The sequence below is a fragment of the Amycolatopsis echigonensis genome (assembly GCF_002846615.1).
GTDB classification, from domain to species: Bacteria; Actinomycetota; Actinomycetes; order Mycobacteriales; family Pseudonocardiaceae; genus Amycolatopsis; species Amycolatopsis echigonensis.
On record NZ_PJMY01000003.1, the window covers coordinates 4,114,923 to 4,141,738 of the forward strand.

Sequence of the window (26,816 nt, forward strand, 5' to 3'; positions counted from 1 at the left end):
ATGCACCTCCTGCCAGCCGGGCTGACTTACTTCCTCGAGGTCGCCCGCACCGGGTCGGTGACCGAGGCGGCGGCCGCGCTCACTGTCGCGCCGTCGGCGATCAGCAGGCAGATCGCGAAACTCGAAACGTCGATCGGCGTGCCGCTGTTCGTCCGGCATCCGCGCGGCATGCTGCCGACCGAAGCCGGGAGCTTGCTGCTCGATTACCTGCGCCGCACCGAAGCCGAGTCCGCGGCGCTGCTCGGCGAACTGCGTTCCGGCCGCGCCCGGCAGGCCCGGACGCTGACCGTGGCGTGTTCTGAAGGATTCGCCCGGCGCGTCGTGCCGCAGGCGATGGCGCAGTTCCGGGAGGACCATCCCGAAGTGGCGTTCCGCCTCGAAGTCGTCGGCCGCGAGGAGGCGACCCGCCGGGTGCTGGAGGGTTCGGCGGACGTCGCGGTGACCTACGCGACCGGTTTGCAGCGCGGCGTGCGGGTGGAAAGCGCGGTGGTGGTGCCGGTGTACGCGATCGTGCCGATCGGCCATCCGCTGGCCGGTCGCGACCGGCTGAGCGTGGCCGACCTGTGCGAGCACCCGATCGCGCTGCCCGTCCCCGGGCAAAGCCTGCGGGAGCTGCTGGACATCGCCCTGCGCATCGAGGACCGGACGGTGAACGGGGTCCTGGAGTGCGGCGAACTGGCCCCGCAGTACGAGTTCGTCCGGCGCGGCGGCGGCATCGCGCTGGTCGGCGGCCTCGGCGACCCGCACGAGGACGCGGCCGCGGAGGGCGTCGCGTACGTGCTCGTGGACAACCCGGTCTTCCGGAAGCGGGAGGCGCAGGTACAGACGATGGCCGGACGATCCCTGCCGCCGGCGCTGACCCGGTTCACCGCGGTGCTGACGACGCTCGTCCAGGCTCCGCCGCCGGGAAAACCGGGGGAAACGCCGTCCCGCTCTTGCTAGGTTCGGAGCCATGCTGTCGCTGAACGAAGTCTACGTCGGAGAACCCGCGGTGCTCGGTCTTCGACGGGACACGCCGGTCCTGAGCGCCATCCGCAAAACCCGGGTCGACGCACCGGAACTGGCGCTGTCCGAGCTCAACCTGAACGGCGACCGGCAAGCCGACCTCACCGTGCACGGCGGTCCGGACAAGGCCGTCTACGTCTACCCGGCCGAGCACTATCCGTCCTGGACCGGCGAGGGCTACGACGTCGCGCACGGCGATTTCGGCGAGAACCTTTCCGTGCGGGGCATGCTGGAGGACGAGACCCGGATCGGCGACGTCTGGGCGTGGGGCGACGCGATCGTGCAGGTCTCGCAACCGCGCAACCCGTGCTTCAAGCTGGCCATGCGCACCGGCCGCAAGGACGTCGTGCCCGCGATGATCAGCACCGGCCGGTGCGGCTGGTACCTGCGCGTGCTGCGGCCGGGCACGGTCCCGACCGCCGGGCCCCTCGACCTGATCGAACGGGCCGAGGAGCCGACCGTCAGCGAGGCGTTCCTCGCGTCCTCGGCGAACTACGCGCAGCAGGACGTCCGGGAGCTGGCCGAGCGGGTGCTGGCCAGCACCGCGCTGCCGAAGACCTATCTGGCGATGATTCAGTCCAAAGTGGACCGCACGCGGGAGCTACCTCCAGTCGACCTGCGGTGAGCGGTAGAAGTCGATTCCCTGCGCTTCCCAGCGCGGTGCTTGCTTGGCGATGCGCTGCCGGTAGCCGTCCCAGGCCCGGGCCGACTTAGGCGACCAGCCGATCTCCGCGATGCCGGGCAGGCGCGGGAAGGCCATGTACTCGATGTCGTCGCTGGTCCGGATGGTTTCCGTCCACAGTGGAGCTTCGACCCCGGCGACCGACTTCTCCCCGACGCCGGGAACGAGCGTCGCCGGGTCCCATTCGTACGCGTCGCGGACTTCGACCAGGCCAGCCCAATCCTGGCCCAGTTTCGTCGATTCCGTGTACTTCATGTCGAGATAGGCGTGATTGGCGGGAGACATGACGAACTTGTTCCCGCGTGCCGCGGCGGCGGCCACGTCCGCGTTCGGGCCGCCCTGGTCCCAGTACTGCGGCACGGCGGACGTCGGCAACGGCGTCTTCGCGATTTCGTGCCAGCCGGTGATCAGCTTGCCGTACTTGGCGACCATCGGGCTTACCTTCTCGTAGAAGGTTTTGTAGTCCGCGGCGGACGTCGAATGCGCTTCGTCGCCGCCGATGCCGAGGTATTTGCCGGGGGTGATCGCGGCGAGCTCGCGGATCACGTCTTCCACGAATCGGTACGTGGTGGGCGAATTGATGCACAGCGAGCTGTACCCGACCTCGATGTCCGTGCGCGGCGGGACTGCCTCGCCGTCGCAGTTCAGCTCCGCGTACACCGACTGCGCCGCGTTCGTGTGTCCGGGCATGTCGATTTCCGGCACGACCGTCAGGTGTCGGCTCGCGGCGTACGCGACGATGTCGCGGTACTGCTCCTGCGTGTAGTAGCCGCCCGGGTCGCCGTACGCCGCGGTTTTGCCGCCTTCGGTCGCCAGCCGCGGCCAGCTCTTGATTTCGATGCGCCAACCCTGGTCGTCGCTGAGATGCAAGTGCAGCGTGTTGACCTTGTACTGGACGATCTGGTCGATGTACTTCTTCACCTGCGCGGGCGTGAAGAAATGCCGCGCGACGTCGAGCATCGCGCCGCGGTGGGCGAAGCGCGGGTAGTCGAGCACGCTGCCGCCGGAGATCGTCCACGTGCGGTGCTGCACGGTCTTCGCCTCGATCGCCGACGGCAGCAGCTGCCGCAGCGACTGGACGCCCTCGAACAGTCCGGCGGCGGTGTTGGCGCGCAGCCGGACGTCGTTCTTCGTGACGTCGAGCTGGTATCCCTCGTCGCCGACGCGCGGGTCGGCGTGGCCGAGGTCGAGCGAGATCGCGGACAGCCCCGGGCTCGCCGGGACGACCGGCAGCGGGAATCCGGTCGCGGGCCGCAGCAAGCCGCGCAGGTACGCGGCGACGTCACCGGCGCCGCGCCCGGCTCGGATCACGGTCAGCGGCGTGAGCCGGAAGGTGTCCGCCTTCGCCACAGCGTGCACCGGCACCGGCACGAGATCGGTGACCTGCCGTTCGCCGGCCGCCGGACTCGCCGTGGCCGGCCCGGGCGCTCCCACCGCGGCGAGCCCGAGCACAGCCACCCCAAGCACGGCCCTGGACAGGGTCTTCCTCACGGCATACCTCCGGTCGCGTCGCGGAGAAGGCGGACCTCAAGAGGTATAGACCACTGCGGTGCCGCTGACAACGCCCGAAAGGGTCGGCCGGCGATGCGTGTCCCGTTCGCCGGGATGCTCAGGGCCGCAGGATCGCCCGCAGCGCGTCGAGCACCGACGGATCCTCGATCGTCGACGGAACCGCCTCGTCGCGGCCGTCCGCGATACCGCGCATCGTCTTGCGCAGGATCTTCCCCGAACGCGTCTTCGGGAGCGCGCTGACCACCGAGACGTCCCGGAACGCCGCCACCGGCCCGATGTCCCGGCGAACCAGCGCGACCAGCTCGTCCCGGAGCTGGTCCTCGGGCACGTCCACACCGGACTTCAGCACCACGAAACCACGCGGCACCTGCCCCTTCAGCTGGTCCGCGACCCCGATGACCGCACACTCCGCGACCGCTGGATGCGACGCCAGCACCGCCTCCATCGACCCGGTCGACAGCCGGTGCCCGGCCACGTTGATCACGTCGTCGGTGCGGCCCATGACGAAGAGGTAACCGTCCTCGTCGAGGTAGCCCGAGTCGCCGGTCAGGTAATAGCCGGGGTAGCGCGACAGGTACGCCTCGCGGTAGCGCTCGTCGTCGCCCCACAGCGTCGGCAGCGAACCCGGCGGCAGCGGCAGTTTCAGCGTGATCGCACCCTCGCGGCCAGCCGGAAGCTCCTCGCCCGCCTGGTCGAGAATGCGCACGTCCCAGCCGGGCACCGGCTTCGTCGCCGACCCGGGTTTGACCGGCATCGGTTCGAGACCGCGCGGATTGGCCGCGATCGGCCAGCCGGTTTCGGTCTGCCACCAGTGGTCGACGACCGGCGTGCCGAGGATGTCGTGCGCCCAGTGGTAGGTCTCCGGGTCGAGCCGCTCGCCCGCCATGAACAGGGTGCGGAACTGGGACAGGTCGTACTTTTTGAGCTCGTCCGCGTCCGGGTCCACCTTCTTCACCGCGCGCAACGCCGTCGGCGCGGTGAAGAGCGCCTGCACGCCGTGCTCGGAGATGACCCGCCAGAACGCGCCGGCGTCCGGAGTTCCGACGGGTTTCCCCTCGTACAGCACAGTTGTCGCGCCGATCAGCAGCGGCGCGTAGACGATGTACGAATGCCCGACGACCCAGCCGACGTCGGAGGCCGTCCACCACACGTCCCCGGCGTGGATGTCGTACAGCGCGCCCATCGACCACGCCAGCGCGACCGCGTGCCCGCCCGTGTCGCGGACCACGCCCTTCGGCCGCCCGGTCGTGCCGGACGTGTAGAGGATGTACAGCGGGTCGGTCGCCTTCACCGGAACCGGATCCGCCGGGTCGGCGTCGGCGACGAGGTCGGACCAGTCGAGGTCGGTGCCGGAAAGCTCCGCGCGTGCCTGCTCGCGCTGGAACACCACGACGTGCTCCGGCTGGTGTTCGGTGGTCTCGAGAGCGGCGTCGATGATCGGCTTGTACTCGACGATCCGCGTCGGCTCGATCCCGCACGACGCGGCGAGGATCAGCTTCGGCTTCGCGTCTTCGATCCGCGCGGCCAGCTCCTTCGGGGCGAACCCGCCGAACACCACGGAGTGCACCGCGCCGATCCGCGCGCAGGCGAGCATCGCGATGACGGCCTGCGGAATCATCGGCAGGTAGAGGATCACGCGATCACCGCGGGTGACGCCGAGCGACGCGAGCGCGCCGGCGAAGGTCGCGACCTCGTCCCGCAGCTCGGAGTAGGTGTAGCGGCGTTTGCGCCCGGTGACCGGCGAGTCCCAGATCAGCGCGTCCTGCGAGCCGCGGCCGCCGTCGGCGTGCCGGTCGAGCGCGTTGTAGGAGGTGTTCAGCTCGCCGTCGGGATACCAGCGGTAGAACGGCGCGGCGGACGAATCGAGCGCGCGGGTGGGCCGCTTGGTCCAGTCGATCGCCCGGGCGGCTTCGAGCCAGAAGTGCTCCGGGTCGTCCAGGCTGCGCCGATACGTCTCCGTGTACGCGCCCACGAGGTCTCCTTTGACGTCTGACGGCCGAATCTGCCCTCATGATGGCCTTTCCCGCGGCTGGTCGCAGGTCAGCGGGGCCGCACCTGCCCGACCTGCTCGGCGCGACGGCTTCCGGCAGGCTGGTGATCGAGGCGAGGCGCAGCAGGCGTACTGGTCGCCGGCAGGACGTGACCCTCCCCAGGCATCACCACGCGGGACTGTGTTCGTGCGGACGCGGAACGTAGCGCGGGGAGCGCCGCCGCACGGGCGAGTTGATCGAGTCGGGTGCGGCCAGCGGAGATCGTCGGCCCGGCAAGATCGATGCAGTGGATCACGTTCCCGGCGCGACCCGGCAACCCCGCGGAGGCCGCGTGCGTCCTAAGCTGGACCGTGGGGATCGGCCGCGCAGCGGCACATGGGCAACACTGACAGTGAGGGGAACCAGCCGGTGAGCGGAATCGCGAGCGCGCTGCTCTCGTTCGCGCACACCTTGTTCGGCCCGGGGTTCTGCCCGGGCGACTGGGTGTGGGCGACGACCACAGCGGGTGCGCTCGTCGCGCTCTTCCCGGCGGCCGGTGCGCTGATCGTGGCGATCGTGCGCAAGGGGACCGGCAACCGGTACGACACGACCACGCTCACCGTGTTCGGGCTCATCGGCGTGATCAGCGTGCTGGTGCTGCCGTGGCTGATGGCGTCGGGCATCTCGGAAACCTTCCGCGCGGCCAACGCGGGCCAGGCGAGCGGACTGTCCGGCGGGGCCTCGCTGAGCACGAACTACTGCTCGTTCATCGGCACGCAGAAGACCTACCTCGGCGGCGGGTCGAACGTCTTCGAGACGCTCTTCTACCCGCGCGGCCTCAAGCTCGCCTACGTGCTTTACCTGCTCGCCTTCACCGTGCTGCCGGTCGGTTCGCTGCTGTTCGTGATGCTGCAGGCACGCACCGCATTCCGCCGCGGGCCCAAGTGGCCGTCGCGGTTCTTCTGGATTCCCTTCGTGGTCATGGCGGTCGCGACCGCGGGCATGTCGGCCAACACCGCCGTGCACTTCTGGCTCGGATTCCTGCCGTTCAGCGTCCTGGGGCTGATCCCGGTCGCGCTGGTCGGCCCGCCTCCGTGGTCGGTGATCAACCGGCCGGAGCCGCGCCGCGACGAACCGCCCGCCGTGCCGCCGCCGTCGCGCCGGGAGCCGTTGCCGCCGCCTCCGCCGCCGCAGAACAAGCCGTACCCCGCCACTGCGCTCGCGTCCGCTCCGGAGCCGCCGCCCGCCGGGATGCTGGCCGCCGCGCCCGGCGCGATCCCGCCGCCGCCCGGTTCGCGCAACGCGGGAAGCAGCCGGTACCGGCGCGTCCGCCAGCTCGGGCACGGCGGGTTCGGCACGGTCTGGGAAGCCGTCGACACGCAGCTCAACCGCACCGTCGCGCTCAAGATCGCGCACGCGCCCGACCGCGACACCGAGGAGCGCATGCAGCGCGAGGCGCGGGCGCTGGCCGTGGTGAACCACCCCAACTGCGTTCGCGTGTACGACCTGGTCGAGGAGCCGGACGGGCTCGCGCTCGTGATGGAGTACCTGCAGGGCCGCCCGCTCGCCGAGGTGGTCGACGCACAGGGCCCGATCGACGACGTCGCCGCGGGCCGGCTGTGGTCGACGATGGCGGGCGCGCTGGTCGCCGCGCACGAGCGGGGCGTGCTGCACCGCGACGTGAAACCGTCCAACGTCATTCTCGACCCGGCGGGCATCGCGCACCTCATCGACTTCGGCATCGCCCGCAGCCAGGGCGATTCCAAGATGACCGCCACCGGGATGATGATCGGCACGCCCGATTTCGTCGCACCGGAACAGGCGATGGGCTCCCCGGCGAGCCCGGCGTCGGACGCCTGGCAGCTCGCCGCGACGGTCAGCTACGCGCTGTCCGGCCAGCCGCCGCGCGGCACCCGCGAGACGCCGATGGCCGCGCTGATGGCCGCGGCCCGGGCCGATCCGGTGACGCACCTGCCGCAGCGTTCGGTGCACGCGCGGATCCTGGCTGCGTCGCTCGATCCGGAGCCGCGCCGCCGTCCGACGCTGAACTCGGTGCGCCGCGAGGTCGACGGCTGGCTGAGCCGGTCGGGCAAGGCGCTGGACGGGCCGGTCACGCAGATCGTGCCGCGCCGCTCACCCCGCTGAGTCTCGTGAGTGGTGATCACGGTTCTCACCGGGATTGGCACTCACGAAGGCTTCACGGCGGAAAACTCCAGCCGCTTCCGCTCCGTCCCCACGCGCACCTGCTCGAACCCGGCCGCCGCCAACCGGCTGGGCAGGGTGTCCGCGTCGAGGACGTTCATCGTGTCCCCGAGGTGCAGCAGCCGGAATCCGAAGCTGAGCTGACTGTCCACGCCGCAGTAGGCGCCGCCGGGCCGCAGCACCCGGAACGCCTCGGCGAAGATCCGGTCCTGCAGGTCGTCGGTCGGCACGTGGTGCAGCATCGTGAAGCACACGACCGCGGAAAACCGGCCGTCCTCGAACGGCATTTCCGCGCCGCTGCCCTCGACGATGCCGGCCCGGTCGCCGTATTTCTCCCGCAGCAGCCGGGTCGACGCCGGGTCGATTTCCAGAGCGGTCACCCGAGGGAGAGCGTCGACCAGCACCCGCGTGGTCGCCCCGAAACCAGGCCCGATTTCGAGCACGTCGTCGCCCAGTTCGAACCGGGCGAGCCAGTCCGGCAGCACCTCGGCCACCGCGGCGGCCCACTTCTCCGAGCTGCAGAGCTTGCGGTGCATCAGGTTCATCGGCATGGCCTCGACGCTAGGGAGACGCCGCGCTGACTGGAAGACGATAGGCTGTCACGTCATGTCGCAGTACGGTCAAACCGGCGCGATGCTGCTCGGCGACCTCCCGATCGCGGCCGGAGCCTGGTTCCCCTGGCACGAACATCCGGCGCATCAGCTGGTGTGGGCCGCGAGCGGGGTCGCCGCGGTGATGGTCGGCGACGCGCAGTGGGTGCTGCCGTCCACGCGCGCGCTCTGGATCCCGGCCGGCGTCCGCCATCGCACCGGCGCGGCCGGGAACGTCGAACTGCGCGGTATCTACGCCGATCCGGAGCAGTGCCCGGTCGACTGGCCGTCCCCGCGAATCGTCCTTGTCCGGCCGCTGCTGCGGGAACTGCTCGAGCACCTGTCCGCGGACGGCATCAGCGACGACGCCCGCCGCCGCGCCGAAGCGGTCGCGTTCGACCTGCTGGAGCCGATGGACGTCGCGCCGATCGTGGTCCCCACACCCGCCGACCCCCGAGCCCGGGACGTCGCCGACGCGGTGCTCGCCGACCCCGCCGACTCGCGCGGCCTGGCCGAGCTGGGCCGGGACGTCGGCGCGAGCGAGCGGACGCTGGCCCGCGCGTTCGTCCGCGACTGCCGGATGACGTTCGGCACCTGGCGCACGCAAGCCCGGCTGCGCGCGGCGTTGCCGTTGCTGGCGCGAGGAACGCCGATGACGACCGTCGCGCACCGGGTCGGGTACGCGACGGCCAGCGCGTTCGTCGCCGCCTTCCGCCGGGCGGTCGGGGTGCCGCCGGGTGCCTACTTCAGCGCCACGACGGCAGCCACATTTCCGCCTGCCAATGGTCGTTCGTGATCGGGACGCCGTTGAGGATCGGCCACAGCCAGGCGAAGTTCGCGACCACCAGCCCGACGTAGAGCGACACGACGAGCAGACCGGTGCCCCGGCGCTCGAACCCGCGTTGGGCGCTGCCGAGGATCTGCCCGAGCGCGAGCACCAGGCCGAGCACCAGGAACGGGGCCATCGGCGTGGCGTAGAAGAAGTACATCTGCCGGTCGATGTTGGTGAACCAGGGGAGGTAGCCGGCGAAGTAGCCGGTGAGCACGGCGGCGTAGCGCCAGTCCGCGCGGAAGAACCAGCGCCACAGGCCCCAGCCGAGCATCGGGACGGCCAGCCACCACATCGCGGGCGTGCCGATCAGCATCGTCGCGCCGAGGCAGCGCGATTCGCCGCAGCCGGTGACGTTGCCGTCGTAGTAGTAGAGCATCGGGCGCAGGCCCATCGGCCACGTCCACGGCTTCGACTCCCACGGATGCGGATTGTCCTTGGGCGTCACCAGAGTTTCGTGGAAATGCAGCACGTTGGCCGTGTAGCTGCCGAGCGAGCGCAGCGCGGGCGGGATCCAGCCGAACATGCCCGGGTCGATGTTCTTGATCTCGGTGTAATGCCGGTCCGTCGCGGTCTCGCTGGCGAACCACGCCCAGTACGCCGCCAGGTACATCAGCACCGGCACGACGAGGATCGCCCACAGCGCGGGCGCGACGTCCCGCCGGATCGTGCCGACCCACGGCCGCTGCACGCCCGCCGCGCGCCGGGCCGCGACGTCGAAGAACACGGTGAGCAGGCCGAACGCCGCGATGTAGTACAGCGCCGACCATTTGACGCCGAAGGTCAGGCCGATCATCAGCCCGGCCGCGAACCGCCACCAGCGGAAGCCGAGCTTCGGTCCCCACGGCGACTCGTTGACCCAGCCCTCGCGCACCGCTACGGCCATCCGTTGCCGCACCTGGTCGCGGTCGCAGAGCACGCAGGCGAACGCGGCGAGCACGAAGAACGCGATGAAGATGTCGAGCATCCCCATCCGCGACTGCAGGTGCAGCACACCGTCGCAGATCACCAGCACGCCCGCGATGCCGCCGAGCAGCGTAGAGCGGGTCAGCCGGCGCGCGACGCGCACGGTGAGCAGCACGATCAGCGTGCCGGCCACCGCCGACATGAACCGCCAGCCCCAGCCGTTGTAGCCGAACAGCCACTCGCCCAGCGCGATGAAGTCCTTGGCCAGCGGCGGGTGCACGATCAGCTCGTACCCGGCGTTGTCCTCGTACCCGCCGTTGCGCAGCATCTGCGCGGCCTGGGGCACGTAGTGCTTCTCGTCGAAGACGGGACTGAGGTGGTCAGTGGGAAAGCCCAGATTCTGCATCCGGACGACGCCGCCGATCACGGTCAGCACGATCGTGACGATCCAGCCGCGCAGCCGGTCGGCGGGCATCGCCCGGCCGAGCAGGGTGGCTTCGCGGTCGGTCGGGGGACGGCGCGCGTCGACCGGGTCCGGCCGCACGCTCTCGTCGTCGGCACGGGTCAGCAGCGCGGTCACGGGGCCCGATAGTACGGCCTGATCCACCGGTGGCGTCTGGTTAGGCTGACTGCCATGACTTCTGCGTCCGGACGGCTCGTCCTCGCCGCCACCCCGCTGGGCGATCCCGGCGACGCGTCCGCCCGGCTGATCGAGGCGCTGGGCTCGGCGAATGTGATCGCGGCCGAGGACACGCGGCGCCTGCGCACCCTCGCCTCCGCGCTCGGCGTGTCGCCTTCCGGCCGGGTGGTGAGCTTCTACGAGGACGTCGAGACTGCCCGGCTGCCGAAGCTGCTGGAGGCGCTGCGCGACGGTGAGACCGTGCTGGTGGTGACCGATGCCGGGATGCCGAGCGTGTCCGATCCGGGCTTCCGGCTCGTGGCTGCGTGCGTCGAGGAGGACCTGCCGGTCACCTGCCTTCCCGGCCCGTCGGCGGTGACGACGGCGCTCGCGTTGTCCGGGCTGCCGTGTGACCGGTTCTGCTTCGAGGGCTTCGCGCCGCGCAAGCCCGGCGAGCGGACGAAGTGGCTGGCGGAACTGGCTGGGGAGCGCCGGACGGTGGTGTTCTTCGAGTCGCCGCATCGGGTGGCTTCGCTGCTCTCGGACGCCGCTGCCGCGTTGGGCGAGTCGCGGCGGGCCGCGGTGTGCCGGGAGCTGACGAAGACGTATGAAGAGGTCAAACGCGGCACCCTCGCGGAGCTGGCGGAGTGGGCGGCGGACGGCGTGCGCGGCGAGATCACGGTGGTGCTGGAGGGTGCGACGCCTCGGCAGGTGGAGGTATCGGACCTGGTGCCGGAGGTGGCGGACCGGGTCGCCTCGGGGGAGCGGCTGAAGACCGTCGCGGCCGAGGTGGCGGGAGCGGCGGGGGTGTCCACAAAGGAGCTTTACGCGGCGGTGCTCGCGGCTCGGAAGTGAGTCAGGGGACGGGCGTTGTCCGCGGCCACCTGGTGTTTCGCAGAGAACGGCCTGGACGACAGTCACCCGTGAACGCTAGCGGGCGCTCCCGCCGCGCAGGAGCATTTTCGCGGCCACCAAAGCCTTTTCCGCGTCGGGCTCTTCCCCGGTGATCGCGTCCGTATAAATAAACGACTCGCCGACCCGCACCAGCAGGTACGCCAGATCCGTCACCGGCAGCGGCGACTCCAACCGGCCCGCTGCGATCTCGTCCGACAGCAGAGCGGCCACCTTCTCAATGGTGCGCGACTGCACCAAACTCGCCTTGGTCGTCAACAACCTCAGCGCGCGCTCCGGTTCCCGGCGCAGAAACGCACGGAACGGCGCGGACGCGTTGACCGTCCGCACGAACGCCCCGATCGCCTCCGCGATGCCGTCCCCGCCGCGGCCTGCATAACTCACGTTATCCAGCACCGCCGCCGTTTCCGCCCACAGGATTTCGCTCAGCAGGTGGTCTCGGCTGCCGACCCAGCGGTGCAGGGTCGCGCGGCTGACGCCGAGGTCGCCGGCCAGGTCTCGCATGTCGACGCGGTCTCCGGCGAGGAACCGGGCGCGGGCAAGGCGGAAGGCCGCGACGGCGGCGGGTCGCGAGGTGCGGGCGGACAGTGGCGTGTCGATGTGTGAGACGTTAGCAGAGAGTGTCGCAGGAATGAGACATGTGGCAGGATGTCTCACAGAGAGCGAGAGGAGCCGCGGAGATGCGTGCTGTGCAGGTGACCGAGTTCGGCGGTCCCGAGGTGCTGAAGCCGGTCGAGCTGCCCGATCCGGTGGCGGGGCCGGGGCAGGTGCTGATCGAGGTCGACCGCGTCGGGCTGAATTACGCGGACACGCACCAGGCGGAGAACTCGTATCTCGCCCCGAGCAAACTGCCGCTCGTGCCCGGCGGCGAGGTCGTCGGCCGCACGGCGGACGGCAAGCGCGTGGTCGCGCTGCTCAACGACGGCGGCGGTTACGCCGAGCGCGTCGCGGCCGACGAGGCCATGACGTTCCCGGTGCCGGACGGCGTCGACGACCTCAACGCGCTCTCGATGCTGGTCCAGGGCGCGACCGCGTGGATCATGCTGCGCAAGAACGCTCACCTCGAACCCGGCGAATCCGTGGTCGTGCACGCCGCGGCGGGCGGGGTCGGGTCGATCGCGGTGCAGCTCGCGAACGCGTGGGGCGCGGGCCGGGTCATCGCGACCGCGAGCAGCGAGGAGAAGCGCGCGCTGGCGATCGAACTCGGCGCGGACGTCGCGGTCGATTCCCGCGCGGAGAACATGACCGAAGTGCTCCGGGAAGCCAACGACGGCAAGCGGGTCGACGTCGTCCTCGACATGGTCGGCGGCCCGACGACCGACCAGAGCATCGCCGCGCTCGCCCCGTTCGGCCGTCTGGTGTTCTACGGGATGGCCGGCCGGCGGTCGCCGAAGCCGATCGAGCTGCGCAATCTTCTCGGCCACAGCACGACCGTCGCCGGGATGTGGCTGCCGCATGTGTTCCGCCTGCCGGGCAACGTTTTCGGCACCGCGCTCAGCGAGCTGTTCGCGATGGTGCAGGACGGGAAGCTCCGCGCGATCGCGGGCGGCGAGTACGCCTTGGCGGACGCGCGGAAGGCACACGAGGCGCTGCGTTCCCGCGGCACGACGGGCAAGCTGCTGCTCGACCCGCGCCGATAACCCTCGTGAGTGTTGATCACGGTTCTCACCGTGATCAACACTCACGAGGGTTGGCCAGCAGTTCCTCCAACGGTGCCGCTTTGTGCAGGCATTCCTGCCATTCCGCGGCGCTGTCCGAATCCGCGGTGATCCCGCCGCCGACCCCGAGCGCGATCCGGTCCCCGGCGATCTCGAACGTCCGGATCGCCACGTTCAGCTCCAGCCCCGCCAGCGGCGACACCATCCCGACCGCGCCGGTGTACACGCCGCGCGCGGCCGGTTCCAGTTCGGCGATCAGTTCCAGAGCCCGGATTTTCGGCGCGCCGGTGACGGAACCCGGAGGGAATGTCGCCGCCAGGAGCTCGGCGTCGGTCACGCCGTCCGCCAGCACACCCTCCACAGTGGACGCCAGATGCCATACCCCCGGAGCCGGACGCACCGCGAGCAGTTCCGGCACCACGACGCTGCCGACCTCGCACACCCGGCCCAGGTCGTTGCGCACCAGGTCGGTGATCATCACGTTCTCCGCGACGTCCTTCGCCGACTGCCGCAACCGCAGCGCGTTGCCGTCGTCCGCCGGACCGCGGCGGGGCAGCGTGCCCTTGATCGGCGACGACCGCACGCGGCGGCCGTGGCGTTCCACAAACAGTTCCGGCGACAGCGAAACCACCGAACCCCATTCACCGGTGACGTAAGCCGCCCGTCGCGGAGCCAGCCGTCGCACTCCTTCCGCGAACAGCGCGGCGGGCGATCCCTCGAACGTCCCGGTGAACCGCGAGCAGATGTTCGCCTGGAACAGTTCGCCCGCTTCAATCTCGTGGACGCACGCCTTCACCGCCAGCTCGTGCCCAGACGGCCGGTCCAACGCACTAGCGGACCACGCGAACTCCGCCGAACCAGCCAGCGCCCGCTCAATCACGGCAAGCTGCGCGTCGGCGTCCCCTTCGAGCGACTCGAACCAGCACCCGCCCGCCGCGTCCCAGCGCAGCACGTGATCCGCCCAGCCCCAGGCCGACGCGGGAACCCCGGTCGAACGTCCGGACGGATCCGCCGGGTCGTAAGCCAGAAAACCGAACCACCCACCGCCGATGCGCTCGGAAGGACCCGACACCGAAAAATCCGACGGGAACGGACGGGGAGTCACCGCCACGAACGGTGCCACCACCGCCCGCGACCCGAACCAGTCCCCGCACACCGCGGCGGGCTCGGGCAGACCGTGCGCCCGCGCGTACGCGGACAGCAGAACAAGCGCCCGCGAAGGCGTCAGGTCGGTCCGCAGCCGCTGGAAACGCATCGCGCCATTGTGCCGGAAACCGGCGATGACCAGCGGAAAAGGTGATCAGAGCAGCACATCGGACAGCGCGAACGGATAGACCACCGCGTCCTGGGCGACCGGACCGCAGACACCCGGCACTCCTGACGTGAAGGCGTGCTGGTGCAGCCCGAGCCGCGAATGGAACCAGCCGGGCCGCCCGGGAATGCCGTTGTGCCGCACGAGCCACAGCACGACGTCGGAATCGGCCCAGCGGTCCGGGTGCAGGCGATGCGCCCAGCAGTCGTGCCCGGCGTACACGAGCACCCGGCGGATCCGCGCGGCGTGCCGCACGTGCTTGATCCACGCCTTCACGAACCGGTCGTCGACGCTCTGCGCGTCCACCTCGAGCGCGGGGGCGAGCGACCCGGGCGCGAACGCGCCGAGCCTGCTTGCCGTCCGGACGAAATGGTCGGCCTGGTCGTGCACCGCGCCAGGCCGTGCGTAATGCCGGGCCCCGGTGTGGATGCCCGCGTGCTGAGCCGCGGCCAGCGTCCGCTCCGCGCCCGGATCGCTCCAATTGACGTTTTCGCTGATCGTGACCGAGGCGAACCGCACGTCGGCGCCGCGCACCGCCGCCCAATCGAGCACCTGCTCGCGATGAGTGAGCGTGAGTCCGCGCCCGCTCTCCGGTTCCGCCACCTAGCACCCCTGACCAGCCCCACGACGGGTGAAAGGCCACCCTACGTCCGCGGTTCCGGAGCGGGGTGACCTTTCCCGGCGTGTCGATAGGGATTGATCAGGCGTTTTCCCGCTGGAAGGTGCGCGTTCCCCACCACACGGCCAAAACGGCCATGACCAGCACGACCACGCTGCCGGTGAACAGCGCGCCCATCGAGAAGTCGCCGCGGAAGCTGTTGCGCTCCACGTCGACCACGTGCCGGAACGGGTTGATCTGCGAGATCGTGTACAGCCACTTCGGGGCCAGCCCGGACGTGATCGGGATGAGGATGCCGGACAGCAGCAGCAACGGCATCAGCACCGCGTTGAGCAGCGCCGGGAACGCCTCCTCGCTCTTGAGCGTGAGCGCCAGCGCGTAGGAGCAGGACGCCAGCGTGAGCGCGAGCAGGAACACGATCAGCAGGCTCAGCAACACGCCGGCGAACGGTGCGTTCAGATCGAACACCAGGTAGGCGAGCAGGATGATCAGCACCGCCTGCACGGCCGCCTGCAACGCGTTCGCCAGCACCTTCCCGAGCAGCAGCGCGGACCGGTGCACCGGGGTGACGCGCAGCCGTTCGACCACGCCGGACCGGAACTCGGCCAGCAGCCCGAAGCCCACGAACGAACTGCCGAACAGCGCCAGCTGCGCGATCAGCGCGGGCGTGAGCACCATCCAGCCGTCGACCTCGGACATCCCCTGCGCCCCGAGCGACTTCACCAGCAGCGGGCCGAAGAAGAACAAATACAGCAGCGGCTGGGCGAGGCCGATCAGCAGCCAGGCCGGGTTCCGCAGGGCGCCCAACATGTCGCGGCGGAAGATCAGCCAGGTGTCATGCCACACCGGACACCTCCGGTTCCGCCGGCGCGGGCTGCTCGGCTTCGCGCAGCGACCGGCCGGTGAGAGTAAGGAATACGTCGTCCAAGGTCGGCCTCGTGACCTGCATCGAGCTGGTCGGGATCTCCTTGGCGTCGAGCGCGCGCAGCAGCTCCGGCATCGCGGTGTCGCCGCGCGGCACCCGGAACCGGATCGACCCCTCGCGCACGGTGAACTCGTGCGCGCCGGGCAGCTGCCGGGCCAGGTCCGCGGCGGCTTCGGCGGAGCGCGGATCCACCTCGATCGCCACGCCGTCGCCGGAGACTTGCTCCTTCAGCGCGTCCGGATGGCCCTCGGCGACGATCCGGCCGTCGTCGATCACGATCAGCCGGTCGGCCAGCGCGTCCGCCTCGTCGAGATAGTGGGTGGTCAGGAAGATCGTGACGCCCTGTTCCGCGCGCAACCGCCGGATGTGCTCCCACAGGTTCGCCCGGCTCTGCGGGTCGAGCCCGGTGGACGGCTCGTCCAGGAACACCAGTCCCGGCGAATGGATCAGCCCCAGCGCGATGTCGAGCCTGCGCCGCTGACCCCCGGACAGCGTCTTCGTGGCCCGCTGGCCGAGGCCGGTCAGGTCGAGCTGCTCGGTGAGCACCTTGGCGCGCGCGATCGCGTCGGCCTTGCTCATCCGGTACAGCCTGCCCTGCAGCTCCAGTTCCTCGTCCACGCGCACTTCGGGCGCGGTGCCGCCGCCCTGCGCGACGTACCCGATGTTGCGGCGCACCCCCGCCGCGTCGGTGAGCAGGTCGTGCCCGCCGACGGTCGCCGTGCCCGCGGTCGGTTTCAGCAAGGTGGTGAGCATGCGCAGCGTGGTCGTCTTGCCCGCCCCGTTCGGGCCGAGGAACCCGACCAGTTCGCCCGCCTCGACGTCGAGATCGACCCCCTTCACCGCGTGCACCTCGCCACCGGCTCGGCCCTTGCGCCGGAACCGCCGCTCGAGTCCGCGTGCCGTGATCATGGACAACCCCCTCTCCTCCCAGAAAGATCAGCTAGTCAAGCTTGACTAGCTGACGCGCACACTGTGCCCGACGGGGAGAGAGTTAGTCAAATTTGATTACTCGGGAGCCGGCGGCCCGAAGGCCGAACCAGGATCGTCGGCCATCACGTACTCGCCCGCTTCCAGCCGCTCGATCAGCCCGGCGAGCCATTCCCGGCTCGCGCTGGCGATCCCGCCCCACAAGCGGAACAGCTCGTACACGTGCGGCGGCTTGCCCCAGGTGTCGTCCTCGAGGCTCAGCCGCGACCGGCGTTCTTCCGCTTCGAAGTGGATCAGGTTCTGCCTGAGCAGGCTGATCGTGTACTTGCGGGGGAGCGCGGGCATCAGGCTCACCGCCGCGCACAGCTCCGCGTTGCTCGCGCTGGGATCGGACAGCCCCTTCGCGATGAGCACCTGGAACTCCTGCTCGCCCGCGGGCGACAGCCGGTAGGCGACCCGGTCCGGCCCGCCGTCGCCCGGTTCGACGTCGATCTTCTCCAGCAGGTCCTCGGCGGCCATTTTCTTGAGCGCGTGGTAGATCGAACCGGGCTGGACGTTCGCCCATTTGTCCGCCGACCAGGACAGCAGTTCGCGGCGCACCTGGTAGCCGTGCGCGCGGCCGAACATCCGCACGACCCCGAGCACCAGCAGACGCGTCGCCGACACCTGCTCTCCCTTCCCCGACCACCACGAAACGCACTGGAGCGCATCCGTAGGCTAAACAGGTATGAGCACCCCTGTGTTGACCGCGGTGGCCTGGCCCTACGCCAACGGCCCCCGCCACATCGGCCACGTGTCCGGATTCGGCGTCCCGTCCGACGTCTTCTCCCGCTACCAGCGAATGGCCGGCAACCGGGTGCTCATGGTGTCCGGGACCGACGAACACGGCACGCCGATCACCGTCCAGGCGGACAAAGAGGGGATGACCCCGCAGGAGACCGCGGACAAGTACACCCGCCAGATCGACCAGGACCTGCAGGGACTCGGCCTTTCCTACGACCTGTTCACCCGCACCACCACCGGCAATCACGCCGCGGTGACGCAGGAGATCTTCCTCGCGCTCAACCGCAACGGCTACGTGGTCCCGAAGACCACCCGCGGCGCGATCAGCCCGTCCACCGGCCGCACGCTGCCCGACCGCTACATCGAGGGCACCTGCCCGATCTGCGGCTACGACGGCGCGCGCGGCGACCAGTGCGACAACTGCGGCAACCAGCTCGACGCGGCCGAGCTGATCAACCCGAAGTCGCGGATCAACGGCGAGACGCCGAAGTTCGTCGAGACCGAGCACTACTTCCTCGACCTGCCCGCGTTCACCAAAACCCTCGGCGACTGGCTGGGCACCAAGACCGACTGGCGGCCCAACGTCCTCAACTTCACCCGCAACCTGATCGACGACATGCGGCCGCGGCCGATCACCCGCGACCTCGACTGGGGCGTGAAGATCCCGCTGGACGGCTGGCGCGACCAGCCGCTCAAGCGGTTCTACGTCTGGTTCGACGCGGTCATCGGCTACTTCTCCGCCAGCGTCGAATGGGCCCGCCGCAACGGCACGCCGGACGCCTGGCAGGAGTGGTGGACCAACGCGGACGCGCGCGCCTACTACTTCATGGGCAAGGACAACATCACCTTCCACGCCCAGATCTGGCCCGCGCTGCTGCTCGGCCAGAACGGCGACGGCGACCGTGGCGGCGAGGCCGGCAAGTACGGCAAGCTGCACCTGCCGGACGAGATCGTGTCCAGCGAGTTCCTCACCATGAGCGGCTCGAAGTTCTCGACCTCGCGCGGCACGGTCATTTACGTGCACGACTTCCTGCGCGAGTTCGGCCCGGACGCGCTGCGCTACTTCATCTCGGTGGCCGGGCCGGAAACCCAGGACACCGACTTCACCTGGGACGAGTTCGTCCGGCGGACCAACTTCGAGCTGGCCAACGAATGGGGCAACCTCGTCAACCGCTCGATTTCGATGGCGCACAAGAACAACGGAGCGGTTCCGGCTCCTACCGCGCCCGCCCCGGCGGACGAGGAGCTGAAGGCGCTGTCGCGGCAGGCGTTCGAGACGGCGGGCGGGCACCTGGCGCGGTCGCGGTTCAAGCTGGCCGCGGCTGAGGCGATGCGGGTGGTCACGGCGGCTAACCGGTACCTGTCGGATCAGGAGCCGTGGAAGCTCAAGGACAACCCGGACCGCCGGGACGCGGTGCTGCACACGGCGTTGCAGGTGGTCAGTGACGCTAATACGTTGCTGACGCCGTTCTTGCCGCATTCGGCGCAGAAGGTGCATGAGGCTCTTGGCGGGACCGGAGTTTGGGCTGCGCAGCCTGAGCTTCAGGAGGTCGAGGACCTTGACGTGCCGGATCGGATCAACCCGATTCTTACTGGCGATTACAAGAGCGAGCAGGCGAAGTGGGAGTCGAAGCCGATCGAGATCGGGCGGCCGTTGGAGAAGCCGACGCCGTTGTTCACGAAGCTGGACCCGAAGTTGGGGGAGACTGGTCCGGAGTGGGCTCCGATCGTGACTGAGTGAGGTCTCGTCTCGGGCGGCTCGTCGCCTGGCGGCGACATTGCGGTTGTTGGGTTGCGTGGGGGCACCCCGAAGTTGAGTGTGACTACGGCGCGGGGGTGCTTGTCAAGGCGGGAAAGATGCCTTGACATGCACCTCCGCGCCGTGTTTTTGGCTTCGTACCGGGGTGCGGGGGGTGGTGTGGGTGCTTGGTGAGGTGGGTGCGCTGGCTGCGGTTGGTGGTGGGTGCGCGGTTTGGGTGGGTGGGTTCGTGGGGTTCGCGGGTTGCGGCTGGGTGCATCGCGGCGATAGCGAGGCGGTCCGTGAAGGGCTCCTTGCGGGAATCTGAGTCCGTGAGGGTTCCCCTCACGGCATCCGGGGGCGGGTGCGCAGTAGCTTGGGGGCCATGGGTGACGAAAAGCGCGAACTTCCCCCGATCCCCGACCGGCTGCCGGTGACGGTGGTCGACGCGCACACTCACCTGGACGCGTGCGGAGCGAAGACCGCGGCCGATGTCGCGGAGATGGTCGACCGGGCGGAGCGGGCTGGAGTTGCTCGCGTCGTCACTGTCGCGGACGATCTCGCCGCTGCTCGCTGGGCTTCCGAAGCGTCCACCTGGGACTCTCGCGTCTTCGCCGCGGTGGCTATCCATCCCACGCGTACCAAGGAATTCGGGCCGGATGAACAGTCCGAAGTGGAGCGTTTGGCGCGCGGGGAGCGAGTGGTCGCGGTTGGCGAGACCGGCCTCGATTACTACTGGGACTACTCGCCGCACGACGCGCAGCAGGCGGCGTTTCGCTGGCACATCGACCTCGCGAAGCGGCTTGGCAAGGCGCTCATGATCCACGATCGTGACGCGCACGAGGACGTGCTTCGCATTCTTGACGAGGAAGGCGCGCCCGAGACGGTCGTCTTCCACTGCTTCTCTGGCGACGAGCGCATCGCGCGCCGCTGTATCGACAAGGGCTACATCTTGTCGTTCGCCGGCACGGTCACCTTTAAGAACGCGCGCGGGCTGCACGAGGCCGCGCGCATCGTGCCGCGTGGGCAGTTCCTCGCCGAGACGGACGCGCCGTTTCTGACGCCTCATCCCTACCGTGGGCGGCCGAACGAGCCGTATTGCACCGCCTACACCGTTCGCTTCCTCGCCCAGCTGCGCGGCGAAGCGGTCCACGAGGTGGCCGAAGCGGTCCGGACCACTGCCGAACGCGCATACCAGCTGCCCACGTGATTCCGTAGTGTCACAACGGGTTGCACGGATTGCGACATTCGAGACCGCGCATTCGTCCACCTGATGAGTGACACAAGTCACGACACTCCGGGGGGTGTTTGCGCAACCTGCCGACACCCGTTACTGTCCCGTGATCGTGCCGGTCGGTACCGCGCAGCGGAGCCGGCTGATACGCCCACCAGTCACGTCAGTGCACGTCGGGGAAGCGGAACCGAGGTTGGTACGACTCGGAACCGTGACGATGGCGCTGGCTGGGGGTGTCGGACTTGAGAGGCGCGCCCGAGGGTGCGTCGCGAACGAAGGACGACGCGCGACGATCGCGCGGTGTCTTGGGAAAGGGAACGACCCGGTGACTGGTAGTCGGCAGGATGACTCGCGTCTTGACGCGGGTTCGGCGTATTTCTCCTCCTCCGAGTCCTCGGTGGCCGTGCTCGACCGCGAGCTCGAGGACACCGCCTACGGGCAGCTTGACTTCTCCGACGAGCTCCGCGTGACCGAGCAGGACGTGCTCGCCGCGCTCGGCCCGGACGCCGACGCTCTGATGTCGGAAATCGACGTCGACGTCGACGAGCTGATCCGCCTCATCAACGCGGAAACCACGATGCTTCCGCCGCTCGTCCTCCCGGACGAGGTCGAGCAGGACCGCACCGCCTCCCCGCAGGCCAAGAAGGCCGCGGTCGAGGAAGGGCTGCGCGAGGCGACCAAGACCTGGAAGCGCCGCTTCCTCAAGGGCGCCGTGCTCTCGCTGCTGGTCACCGTCGGCGGTGGCGGCGCGGCGGCGCTCGCGATGAACAAGAGCATCACCGTCGACGTCGACGGCCACCAGCAGACCGTGCACAGCTACGGCGGCACCGTCGGCGAGGTGCTCAAGGACGCGGGCCTGTCGGTCGGCGAGCACGACGCGCTTTCGCCCTCTCCGCAGGCGGAGGTCGGCGACGGCGGCGTCATCAAGCTCGAGCGCGGCCGTCAGCTGAACCTCGTCGTGGACGGCGTGTCGCGGCCCTCCTGGGTCCGGGCGACCACGCTCGGCGAGGCCATGAACCAGCTCGGCATGGGCAGCATGCTTTCGCAGGGCGCGTGGACGTCGATGCCGTCGTCCGGCGAACTGCCGCTCGAGGGCTCCACCGTCCAGGTCAAGACCCTCAAGCACATCACGCTTTTCGACGGCACCAACGCGCCGCGCCAGGTGAGCACCAACGCGGTGACCACCAAGGAGCTCGTCTCCGACCTGAAGCTGAACCTGGGCCCGGACGACGCGATCGAGGGCGGCCTCGACGTCAGCCTGAAGAACGGCGCCGAGGTCCACGTCAGCCGCATGGGCGTGTCGATGGTCAACCAGGAAGAGACCATCGACCCCGAGGTGCAGAAGGTCGACGACCCGACGCAGCTGCAGGGCCAGCAGAGCGTCGAGGACCCGGGCACGCCGGGCAAGAAGCTGGTGACCTACAAGGTCACCAAGCGCAACGGCGAAGAGATCTCTCGCGAGCAGGTCTCGGAGAAGACCCTGGTCGAGGCCAAGGCCAAGATCATCAAGGTCGGCACCAAGCAGCCGCCGCAGCCGGCGATCGGCGACGGGTCCGCGTGGGACCGCATCGCGCAGTGCGAGTCGGGCGGCAACTGGGCCATCAACTCCGGCAACGGCTACTACGGCGGCCTCCAGTTCGACAAGCAGACCTGGGACGCCTACGGCGGCGACCAGTACGCGTCCCTGCCGAACCAGGCGAGCCGGGAGCAGCAGATCGCGGTGGCCGAGAAGGTCCGCGACGCTCGTGGCGGCAGCTACAGCGCCTGGCCGGTCTGCGGCCAGCGCGCCTGACCGAATTTTCCGCCGGTGGTCGTGGGCTTCGTGCCCGCGGCCACCGGCTTTTTCGTGCCGCGAGCAGGGTCGCGGGCGGCGCTGGGTAGGCTCGTCCGGTGGTGGAACTGCTGGGACCCGCCGAAATCCGCGGGCTGGCCGACGAACTCGACGTCCGGCCCACGAAGAAGCTCGGGCAGAACTTCGTGCACGACCCCAACACGGTCCGCCGCATCGTCGAACTCGGCGGCGCGCGGCCGGGGGACGTCGTCCTGGAGGTCGGGCCCGGGCTCGGCTCGCTGACGTTGGGGCTGCTCGCCGCGGGCGCTCAGGTCATCGCTGTGGAGATCGACCCGGTACTCGCCGCCCGCCTGCCGCGCACCGTGGCCGAGCGCGCGCCGGAGGCAGCGGACCGGCTGACCGTCGTCGGAGCTGACGCGCTGCGGGTGCGGGCCGCCGATCTGCCTGCGGAGCCGGTGTCGATCGTGGCGAACCTCCCGTACAACGTCGCGGTGCCGGTGGTGCTGCACCTGCTGGCCGAACTGCCGTCGCTGCGCGGCGGGCTCGTGATGGTCCAGACCGAGGTCGCCGACCGGATGGCTGCCGGACCGGGCAGCCGCACCTATGGCGTGCCGAGCGTGAAGCTCGCTTGGTACGGCCCGGCGCGCAAGGTCGCCGCGGTGCCGCGTGCGGTGTTCTGGCCGGTGCCGAACGTCGATTCCGCGCTGGTGTCGTTCACCCGGACTGACCCGGTGTCCGGCGTGGATCGCGCGCGGCTGTTCGCTGTGGTCGACGCGGCGTTCTCTCAGCGGCGCAAGACATTGCGGGCGGCTTTGGCCGGGTGGGCCGGTTCCGCCGAGCGGGCTGGCGAGCTGCTCGCGCAGGCGGGGATCGATCCGAAGACGCGCGGGGAGCAGCTGGACGTGCACGCGTTCGCCCGGATCGCGGCTGCCGGAAACTGAGCAGGAACCCCTGCCGCGACGACGACGCTGGGTTCCCCAGTACCGTCGCTGGTCCGCCTTCTCCCTCGCGCTCCTTCGCAGGCGTGGCGAGCACCTCCCCCATCGCGGTACACCTTCGCCAGTCGAGCTCGTTTTCGCTGTTCAACGGCGGGAGCGCGGCGGGTATTCCGCGATCGGGAGCTGGGTTTGCGTCATCGCTGATCGTGGGCGATTCGGGGCCGCGCCACTACTCTCGGTCATGGCGTGAGCGCGGTGGAAGCTGTGACGAGCGGCTCGTCCGGCCCGCGGCATTCGGGGGAGTCCGCGTGCTCCCCGCTCCCGATTGTTCCGCGGCGCGACCGGAGGTGCTTCGCTCCGGTGACCTATCTCGACCCGGCCGTGGACCCGCCGAGCCGAGCGCCGAGGCCTGGGAGCGAAGCGCCCTTGACAACGAAAAAAGTCTTGTTCCATAAAGATCCTTGATCGTCCACAGTGGAACGAACTAGTTCGCGAACGCCAGTCGTCACGAGCGTTTCGCAGGTCGAGGCACTGTTCGGCGACCGAGGTTCCGGGTTTCGCGCTACAGGACGGGTGTCCCGGCATGCGGGCACCACCAGACGTGTGATCTGCACCAACGCGCTTGCGTTCAGCCAATGGGATCGGCTTTACTCGAAAGCGTCCATCCCGAGCGACTGAGAGACCTGGCTCGCCGAAGTCGCAGCAACCACCCTCCGCAGGGCAGGTGCTACCGCCAGGACCGATGGAGGCTGTTTTCGATGAAGAGGGTCACCCGCCCGCTCCTGCTGACCCGCCGGCGCGTAGTCGACGAAGGTCGCCGCTCGGTATGTGCGTGTCGACGCTCCATGGTCATCGCCTGATCGTTTTTTCCGCACTTTCTTGCGCCGTCCACTGTGGACGGTAATTCGATGACGCCTGGCGCGCCCGGAAACGGCGCCGCGCCTCGTTTGCCTGGAGCCCTTTCGTGATCACTGTCGAAAACGTGTCCAAGTCCTTTCCCTTCCACGGAAACCGGGTCGCCGCGCTGCGCGACGTGAGCGTTGACGTGCAAGCCGGCTCGCTGTTCGGGGTCGTGGGTCCGTCCGGTTCCGGCAAGTCGACCCTCGCCCGCTGCATCGCGCTGCAGGAGCGTCCCGACCGCGGCGTCGTGCGGCTCGACGGCCTCAATACCGCGACGCTCGACGGCAAGCGGCTGCGGGAGATCCGCCGCCAGCTGGGGGTCGTCGGGACCAAGCCGGAGCTGATCGCCGAGCGCACCATCGCCGGCAACATCGCCAGCCCGCTGGAGCAGCTGGGCGTCGACGGCCCGCAGCGGCGCAGCCGGGTCGGCTCGCTGCTCGACCTGGTCGGCCTCACCGCCCGCGCCGCACAGAAGCCGGAAGAACTCACCGACGGCCAGCTTCGCCGGGTCGCGGTCGCGAAGGCGCTCGCGGCCGGACCGGCCGTGCTGCTCGCCGACGACCCGACCGCCGGGGTCGCCGCCGAGGAGGCCGGCGCGGTGCTCGCCGTGCTCGACCGGGCACGGGCCGAGCTGGGCGTGACGGTCGTCGTCACCACGCCGGACGCGGACGTCGTCCGCCGGGTCTGCGACGACGTCGCGGTGCTCGACAACGGCGCGATCGTCGAGCGCGGCACGGTGCTTGACCTGATCTCGACGCCGGACAGCTGGACCGCGCAGGCGGTGCTGCCGTCGATCGAGACGTCGCGCGCCCAATCCGCGAAGTACGACCGCTCGGTCGACGTCGTCCTGATCGGTTTCGCGTCGGTGGGCGCGTTGCTGCCCGAGGCGGCCAGCCGCTTCGACGTGGAACTCGCCACCATCGGCGGCGGTCTCACCCGCATCGGGGACACCCCGATCGCCCGCTTCCGTCTCGGTGTCCGCGGCGAGCGGGCCGACGCCGCGCTGTCCTGGATCTCCGACCGGGGCGCGCACGTGAGCCAGCCGGTTCGCGGACCGCAGAGCGTGGTCGCTGCCTGATTTCCCTTTCGCCGAACCGTTTTTCGAGGGCCGCTCCAACCAGTTGGGGCGGCCCTCGCCGTATCCGCGGGACGCGCCGCCCCAGAAATTGGGTCACCCGGCCGGACTATTGGGACAACCGTCCTGAAGTCTGTCCATTGTGGTCGTTGCGGCGGAGGATCTCCGCGAGCTCCGGATCCGCGTGCGCCTCGGCGGTCTGCTTCCACGTGGCCACGAGGGTGGCGAACGGTGCCGGGTTGCCGAGCGATTCGGCTCGCTCCAGGGTTTCGGCCAGTTCGCCGGCGAACGTCCGCACCTCGTCCGCCGACAGGTACCGCGCCCACGGGAACGCGGCGGGCAGCGCCTCGGCGGCGAGCGCGGCCGTCTCGTTGCTGCGGCGCATCAGCTCCACGAGGAGCGTGACGGTCGCCGAAAACCCGGCCGCTGCCTGCTCGGCGCGGTCGGCGGTGACCAGGACCAGATCGGGTTTGTCCTTCTCCCGTCGGCGAATCCGGACCGAACGGCTCGGCGAACCTTCGAGCTGTTCGACGACCCGGCGGGGGTGCAGGGACAGCTCGGACAGGTTGACCTCCGGAGCGCGCATAGTTCCAAAGTAGTTCCAAACTAGTCCGCCTGACCACTCCCGGACGACGACTGGGGGAACTTCTGCGCCGACGTTTTCTCCTGGCGGGACCTGGCGCGGCGCAGCCACGTAGGCTGGACGGGTGCTCGCCGTCGTTCCTCCACCAGTCACCGTCCGGGTCCCGGCCAAGGTCAACCTGCACCTGGCCGTCGGCGACCTGCGGGCGGACGGGTTCCACGAGCTGGTCACCGTCTTCCAGGCGCTTTCGCTCACCGACGAGGTGACCGTCGCGGCCGCCGACGAGCCCGGGCTCGAGGTGTACGGCGAGGGGGAGCGCACGGTGCCCACCGACGGCGCCAATCTCGCCTGGCGCGCGGCTCGCGAACTGGCCTCCTACGCCGGACGGCCGGACGCGGACGAGCCGAAGGTGCGAATCGTGCTGCGCAAGGGCATTCCGGTCGCCGGCGGCATGGCGGGCGGGAGCGCGGACGCGGCGGCGGCGCTGGTCGGGCTCTCGTCGCTGTGGAAGCTCGACGTCACGCGCGACGAGCTGGCCACCGTCGCCGGACGGCTGGGCAGCGACGTGCCCTTTGCGCTGTACGGCGGCACTGCGCTCGGCACCGGCCGGGGTGAGCAGCTCGTGCCGGTGCTCGCGCGGCACACGTTCCATTGGGTGCTGGCCTTCGACGAGGAAGGTCTGTCCACGCCCAAAGTGTTCGGTGAACTCGACCGGCTGCGCGCCGACGGCAAACCGCCGCGGATCGGATCGCACACGCCGGTCGTGGAGGCGCTCGCGTCGGGTGATCCTCGCCAACTCGCCCTGTTGCTCGGCAATGACTTGCAGGCGGCCGCGGTGTCGCTGCGGCCCGGCCTGCGCCGCACGCTGCGCGCTGGGGTGAACGCGGGCGCGCTGGCCGGATGCGTGTCCGGCTCCGGGCCGACCTGCGCGTTCCTGTGCTCCGACGCGGAGACCGCGGTCGAGGTGGCCGCTGAGCTGTCCGGCGCGGGAGTCTGCCGCACGGTGCGGGTCGCGCACGGCCCGGTGCCCGGGGCCCGGGTGGTCGGCGGCGACGACGCGCCGCGCAACGCGCCGCCGCGCGTGCACGCCTGAAAAGCTTGAATC

23 protein-coding genes and 1 riboswitch are annotated in these 26,816 nt (G+C 69.9%); of the genes, 12 read left to right on the forward strand and 11 right to left on the reverse strand.

Going from position 1 to position 26,816, the window contains the following annotated elements:
- Both ATK30_RS24665 and ATK30_RS24670 read left to right on the forward strand, forming a co-directional pair.
- The gene (locus ATK30_RS24665; RefSeq protein ID WP_101437600.1) at window positions 1-942 is read left to right on the forward strand and encodes a LysR family transcriptional regulator; all 942 of its coding nucleotides are present in this window, start codon (window positions 1-3) and stop codon (window positions 940-942) included.
- 13 nt (window positions 943-955) lie between these two features.
- Entirely contained in the window at window positions 956-1,630 is a 675-nt protein-coding gene (locus tag ATK30_RS24670) for an MOSC domain-containing protein (RefSeq protein ID WP_101441044.1), read from the forward strand.
- Here the strand turns inward: ATK30_RS24670 and ATK30_RS24675 are convergent.
- On the reverse strand, window positions 1,607-3,178 hold the full coding sequence (locus tag ATK30_RS24675) for a beta-N-acetylhexosaminidase (protein ID WP_167441992.1): 1,572 nt from the start codon (window positions 3,176-3,178) through the stop codon (window positions 1,607-1,609). The genes ATK30_RS24670 and ATK30_RS24675 overlap by 24 nt on opposite strands.
- Window positions 3,179-3,296: 118 nt before the next feature.
- Window positions 3,297-5,171: a propionyl-CoA synthetase gene (locus ATK30_RS24680; RefSeq protein ID WP_101437601.1), complete on the reverse strand. Its 1,875-nt coding sequence runs from the start codon at window positions 5,169-5,171 to the stop codon at window positions 3,297-3,299.
- Between the two features lie 394 nt (window positions 5,172-5,565).
- Here ATK30_RS24680 and ATK30_RS24685 point away from each other — a divergent pair, with 394 nt between their 5' ends.
- On the forward strand, window positions 5,566-7,314 hold the full coding sequence (locus ATK30_RS24685; protein ID WP_220817862.1) for a protein kinase domain-containing protein: 1,749 nt from the start codon (window positions 5,566-5,568) through the stop codon (window positions 7,312-7,314).
- A 41-nt stretch (window positions 7,315-7,355) separates the two neighbouring features.
- Here ATK30_RS24685 and ATK30_RS24690 read toward each other — a convergent pair whose 3' ends face one another.
- On the reverse strand, window positions 7,356-7,922 hold the full coding sequence (locus ATK30_RS24690; RefSeq protein ID WP_101437602.1) for a class I SAM-dependent methyltransferase: 567 nt from the start codon (window positions 7,920-7,922) through the stop codon (window positions 7,356-7,358).
- 55 nt (window positions 7,923-7,977) lie between these two features.
- On the opposite strand from ATK30_RS24690, the gene ATK30_RS24695 reads away from it, so the two are divergent.
- Entirely contained in the window at window positions 7,978-8,757 is a 780-nt protein-coding gene (locus ATK30_RS24695; RefSeq protein WP_244194715.1) for an AraC family transcriptional regulator, read from the forward strand.
- Here ATK30_RS24695 and ATK30_RS24700 read toward each other — a convergent pair.
- On the reverse strand, window positions 8,708-10,276 hold the full coding sequence (locus tag ATK30_RS24700; RefSeq protein ID WP_101437603.1) for a dolichyl-phosphate-mannose--protein mannosyltransferase: 1,569 nt from the start codon (window positions 10,274-10,276) through the stop codon (window positions 8,708-8,710). The two genes, ATK30_RS24695 and ATK30_RS24700, sit on opposite strands and share 50 nt — an antisense overlap.
- Before the next feature lie 54 nt (window positions 10,277-10,330).
- On the opposite strand from ATK30_RS24700, the gene rsmI reads away from it, so the two are divergent.
- The gene (rsmI, locus tag ATK30_RS24705; RefSeq protein WP_101437604.1) at window positions 10,331-11,170 is read left to right on the forward strand and encodes a 16S rRNA (cytidine(1402)-2'-O)-methyltransferase; all 840 of its coding nucleotides are present in this window, start codon (window positions 10,331-10,333) and stop codon (window positions 11,168-11,170) included.
- 75 nt (window positions 11,171-11,245) lie between these two features.
- Here the strand turns inward: rsmI and ATK30_RS24710 are convergent, their stop codons facing one another.
- On the reverse strand, window positions 11,246-11,731 hold the full coding sequence (locus tag ATK30_RS24710) for a QsdR family transcriptional regulator (protein ID WP_101437605.1): 486 nt from the start codon (window positions 11,729-11,731) through the stop codon (window positions 11,246-11,248).
- 176 nt (window positions 11,732-11,907) lie between these two features.
- Here ATK30_RS24710 and ATK30_RS24715 point away from each other — a divergent pair, with 176 nt between their 5' ends.
- Complete coding sequence (locus ATK30_RS24715; protein ID WP_101437606.1) at window positions 11,908-12,867, forward strand: quinone oxidoreductase family protein; 960 nt, start codon at window positions 11,908-11,910, stop codon at window positions 12,865-12,867.
- 34 nt (window positions 12,868-12,901) lie between these two features.
- Here ATK30_RS24715 and ATK30_RS24720 read toward each other — a convergent pair whose 3' ends face one another.
- The 5 genes from ATK30_RS24720 to ATK30_RS24740 all read right to left on the reverse strand — a co-directional run bounded on the left by ATK30_RS24720 (window position 12,902) and on the right by ATK30_RS24740 (window position 17,334).
- Entirely contained in the window at window positions 12,902-14,140 is a 1,239-nt protein-coding gene (locus ATK30_RS24720) for an aminodeoxychorismate synthase component I (protein ID WP_101437607.1), read from the reverse strand.
- A 45-nt stretch (window positions 14,141-14,185) separates the two neighbouring features.
- Entirely contained in the window at window positions 14,186-14,800 is a 615-nt protein-coding gene (locus ATK30_RS24725; RefSeq protein ID WP_101437608.1) for a glycoside hydrolase family 25 protein, read from the reverse strand.
- A 97-nt stretch (window positions 14,801-14,897) separates the two neighbouring features.
- Window positions 14,898-15,662, reverse strand: a complete 765-nt coding sequence (locus ATK30_RS24730; RefSeq protein ID WP_101437609.1) for an ABC transporter permease — start codon at window positions 15,660-15,662, stop codon at window positions 14,898-14,900.
- Entirely contained in the window at window positions 15,652-16,650 is a 999-nt protein-coding gene (locus ATK30_RS24735) for an ATP-binding cassette domain-containing protein (protein WP_101437610.1), read from the reverse strand. Before ATK30_RS24735 ends, ATK30_RS24730 begins: the two co-directional genes overlap by 11 nt.
- Window positions 16,651-16,746: 96 nt before the next feature.
- Window positions 16,747-17,334 carry a PadR family transcriptional regulator gene (locus ATK30_RS24740; protein ID WP_101437611.1) on the reverse strand — a complete coding sequence of 196 codons (588 nt, stop codon included), beginning with the start codon at window positions 17,332-17,334 and terminating at the stop codon, window positions 16,747-16,749.
- A gap of 61 nt (window positions 17,335-17,395) precedes the next feature.
- Between ATK30_RS24740 and metG the strand changes: the two genes are divergently transcribed.
- The 5 genes from metG (at window position 17,396) to ATK30_RS24765 (ending at window position 25,131) form a co-directional block, all read left to right on the forward strand.
- A complete protein-coding gene (gene metG / locus ATK30_RS24745; protein WP_167441993.1) occupies window positions 17,396-19,192 on the forward strand; it encodes a methionine--tRNA ligase in 1,797 nt (598 codons plus the stop codon).
- 382 nt (window positions 19,193-19,574) lie between these two features.
- Complete coding sequence (locus tag ATK30_RS24750; RefSeq protein WP_101437613.1) at window positions 19,575-20,399, forward strand: TatD family hydrolase; 825 nt, start codon at window positions 19,575-19,577, stop codon at window positions 20,397-20,399.
- 427 nt (window positions 20,400-20,826) lie between these two features.
- Window positions 20,827-22,215, forward strand: coding sequence for a resuscitation-promoting factor (locus ATK30_RS24755; protein WP_167442216.1), 1,389 nt, complete (start codon window positions 20,827-20,829; stop codon window positions 22,213-22,215).
- 98 nt (window positions 22,216-22,313) lie between these two features.
- Window positions 22,314-23,156 carry a 16S rRNA (adenine(1518)-N(6)/adenine(1519)-N(6))-dimethyltransferase RsmA gene (rsmA, locus tag ATK30_RS24760; protein WP_101437615.1) on the forward strand — a complete coding sequence of 281 codons (843 nt, stop codon included), beginning with the start codon at window positions 22,314-22,316 and terminating at the stop codon, window positions 23,154-23,156.
- Between the two features lie 655 nt (window positions 23,157-23,811).
- A riboswitch (SAM riboswitch) is annotated at window positions 23,812-23,902 on the forward strand.
- Between the two features lie 215 nt (window positions 23,903-24,117).
- Entirely contained in the window at window positions 24,118-25,131 is a 1,014-nt protein-coding gene (locus ATK30_RS24765; protein WP_101437616.1) for a methionine ABC transporter ATP-binding protein, read from the forward strand.
- A gap of 106 nt (window positions 25,132-25,237) precedes the next feature.
- Here the strand turns inward: ATK30_RS24765 and ATK30_RS24770 are convergent, their stop codons facing one another.
- A complete protein-coding gene (locus ATK30_RS24770; RefSeq protein ID WP_101437617.1) occupies window positions 25,238-25,714 on the reverse strand; it encodes a hypothetical protein in 477 nt (158 codons plus the stop codon).
- 121 nt (window positions 25,715-25,835) lie between these two features.
- Between ATK30_RS24770 and ATK30_RS24775 the strand changes: the two genes are divergently transcribed.
- Window positions 25,836-26,804 carry a 4-(cytidine 5'-diphospho)-2-C-methyl-D-erythritol kinase gene (locus tag ATK30_RS24775; protein WP_101437618.1) on the forward strand — a complete coding sequence of 323 codons (969 nt, stop codon included), beginning with the start codon at window positions 25,836-25,838 and terminating at the stop codon, window positions 26,802-26,804.
- Window positions 26,805-26,816: the final 12 nt, after the last annotated feature.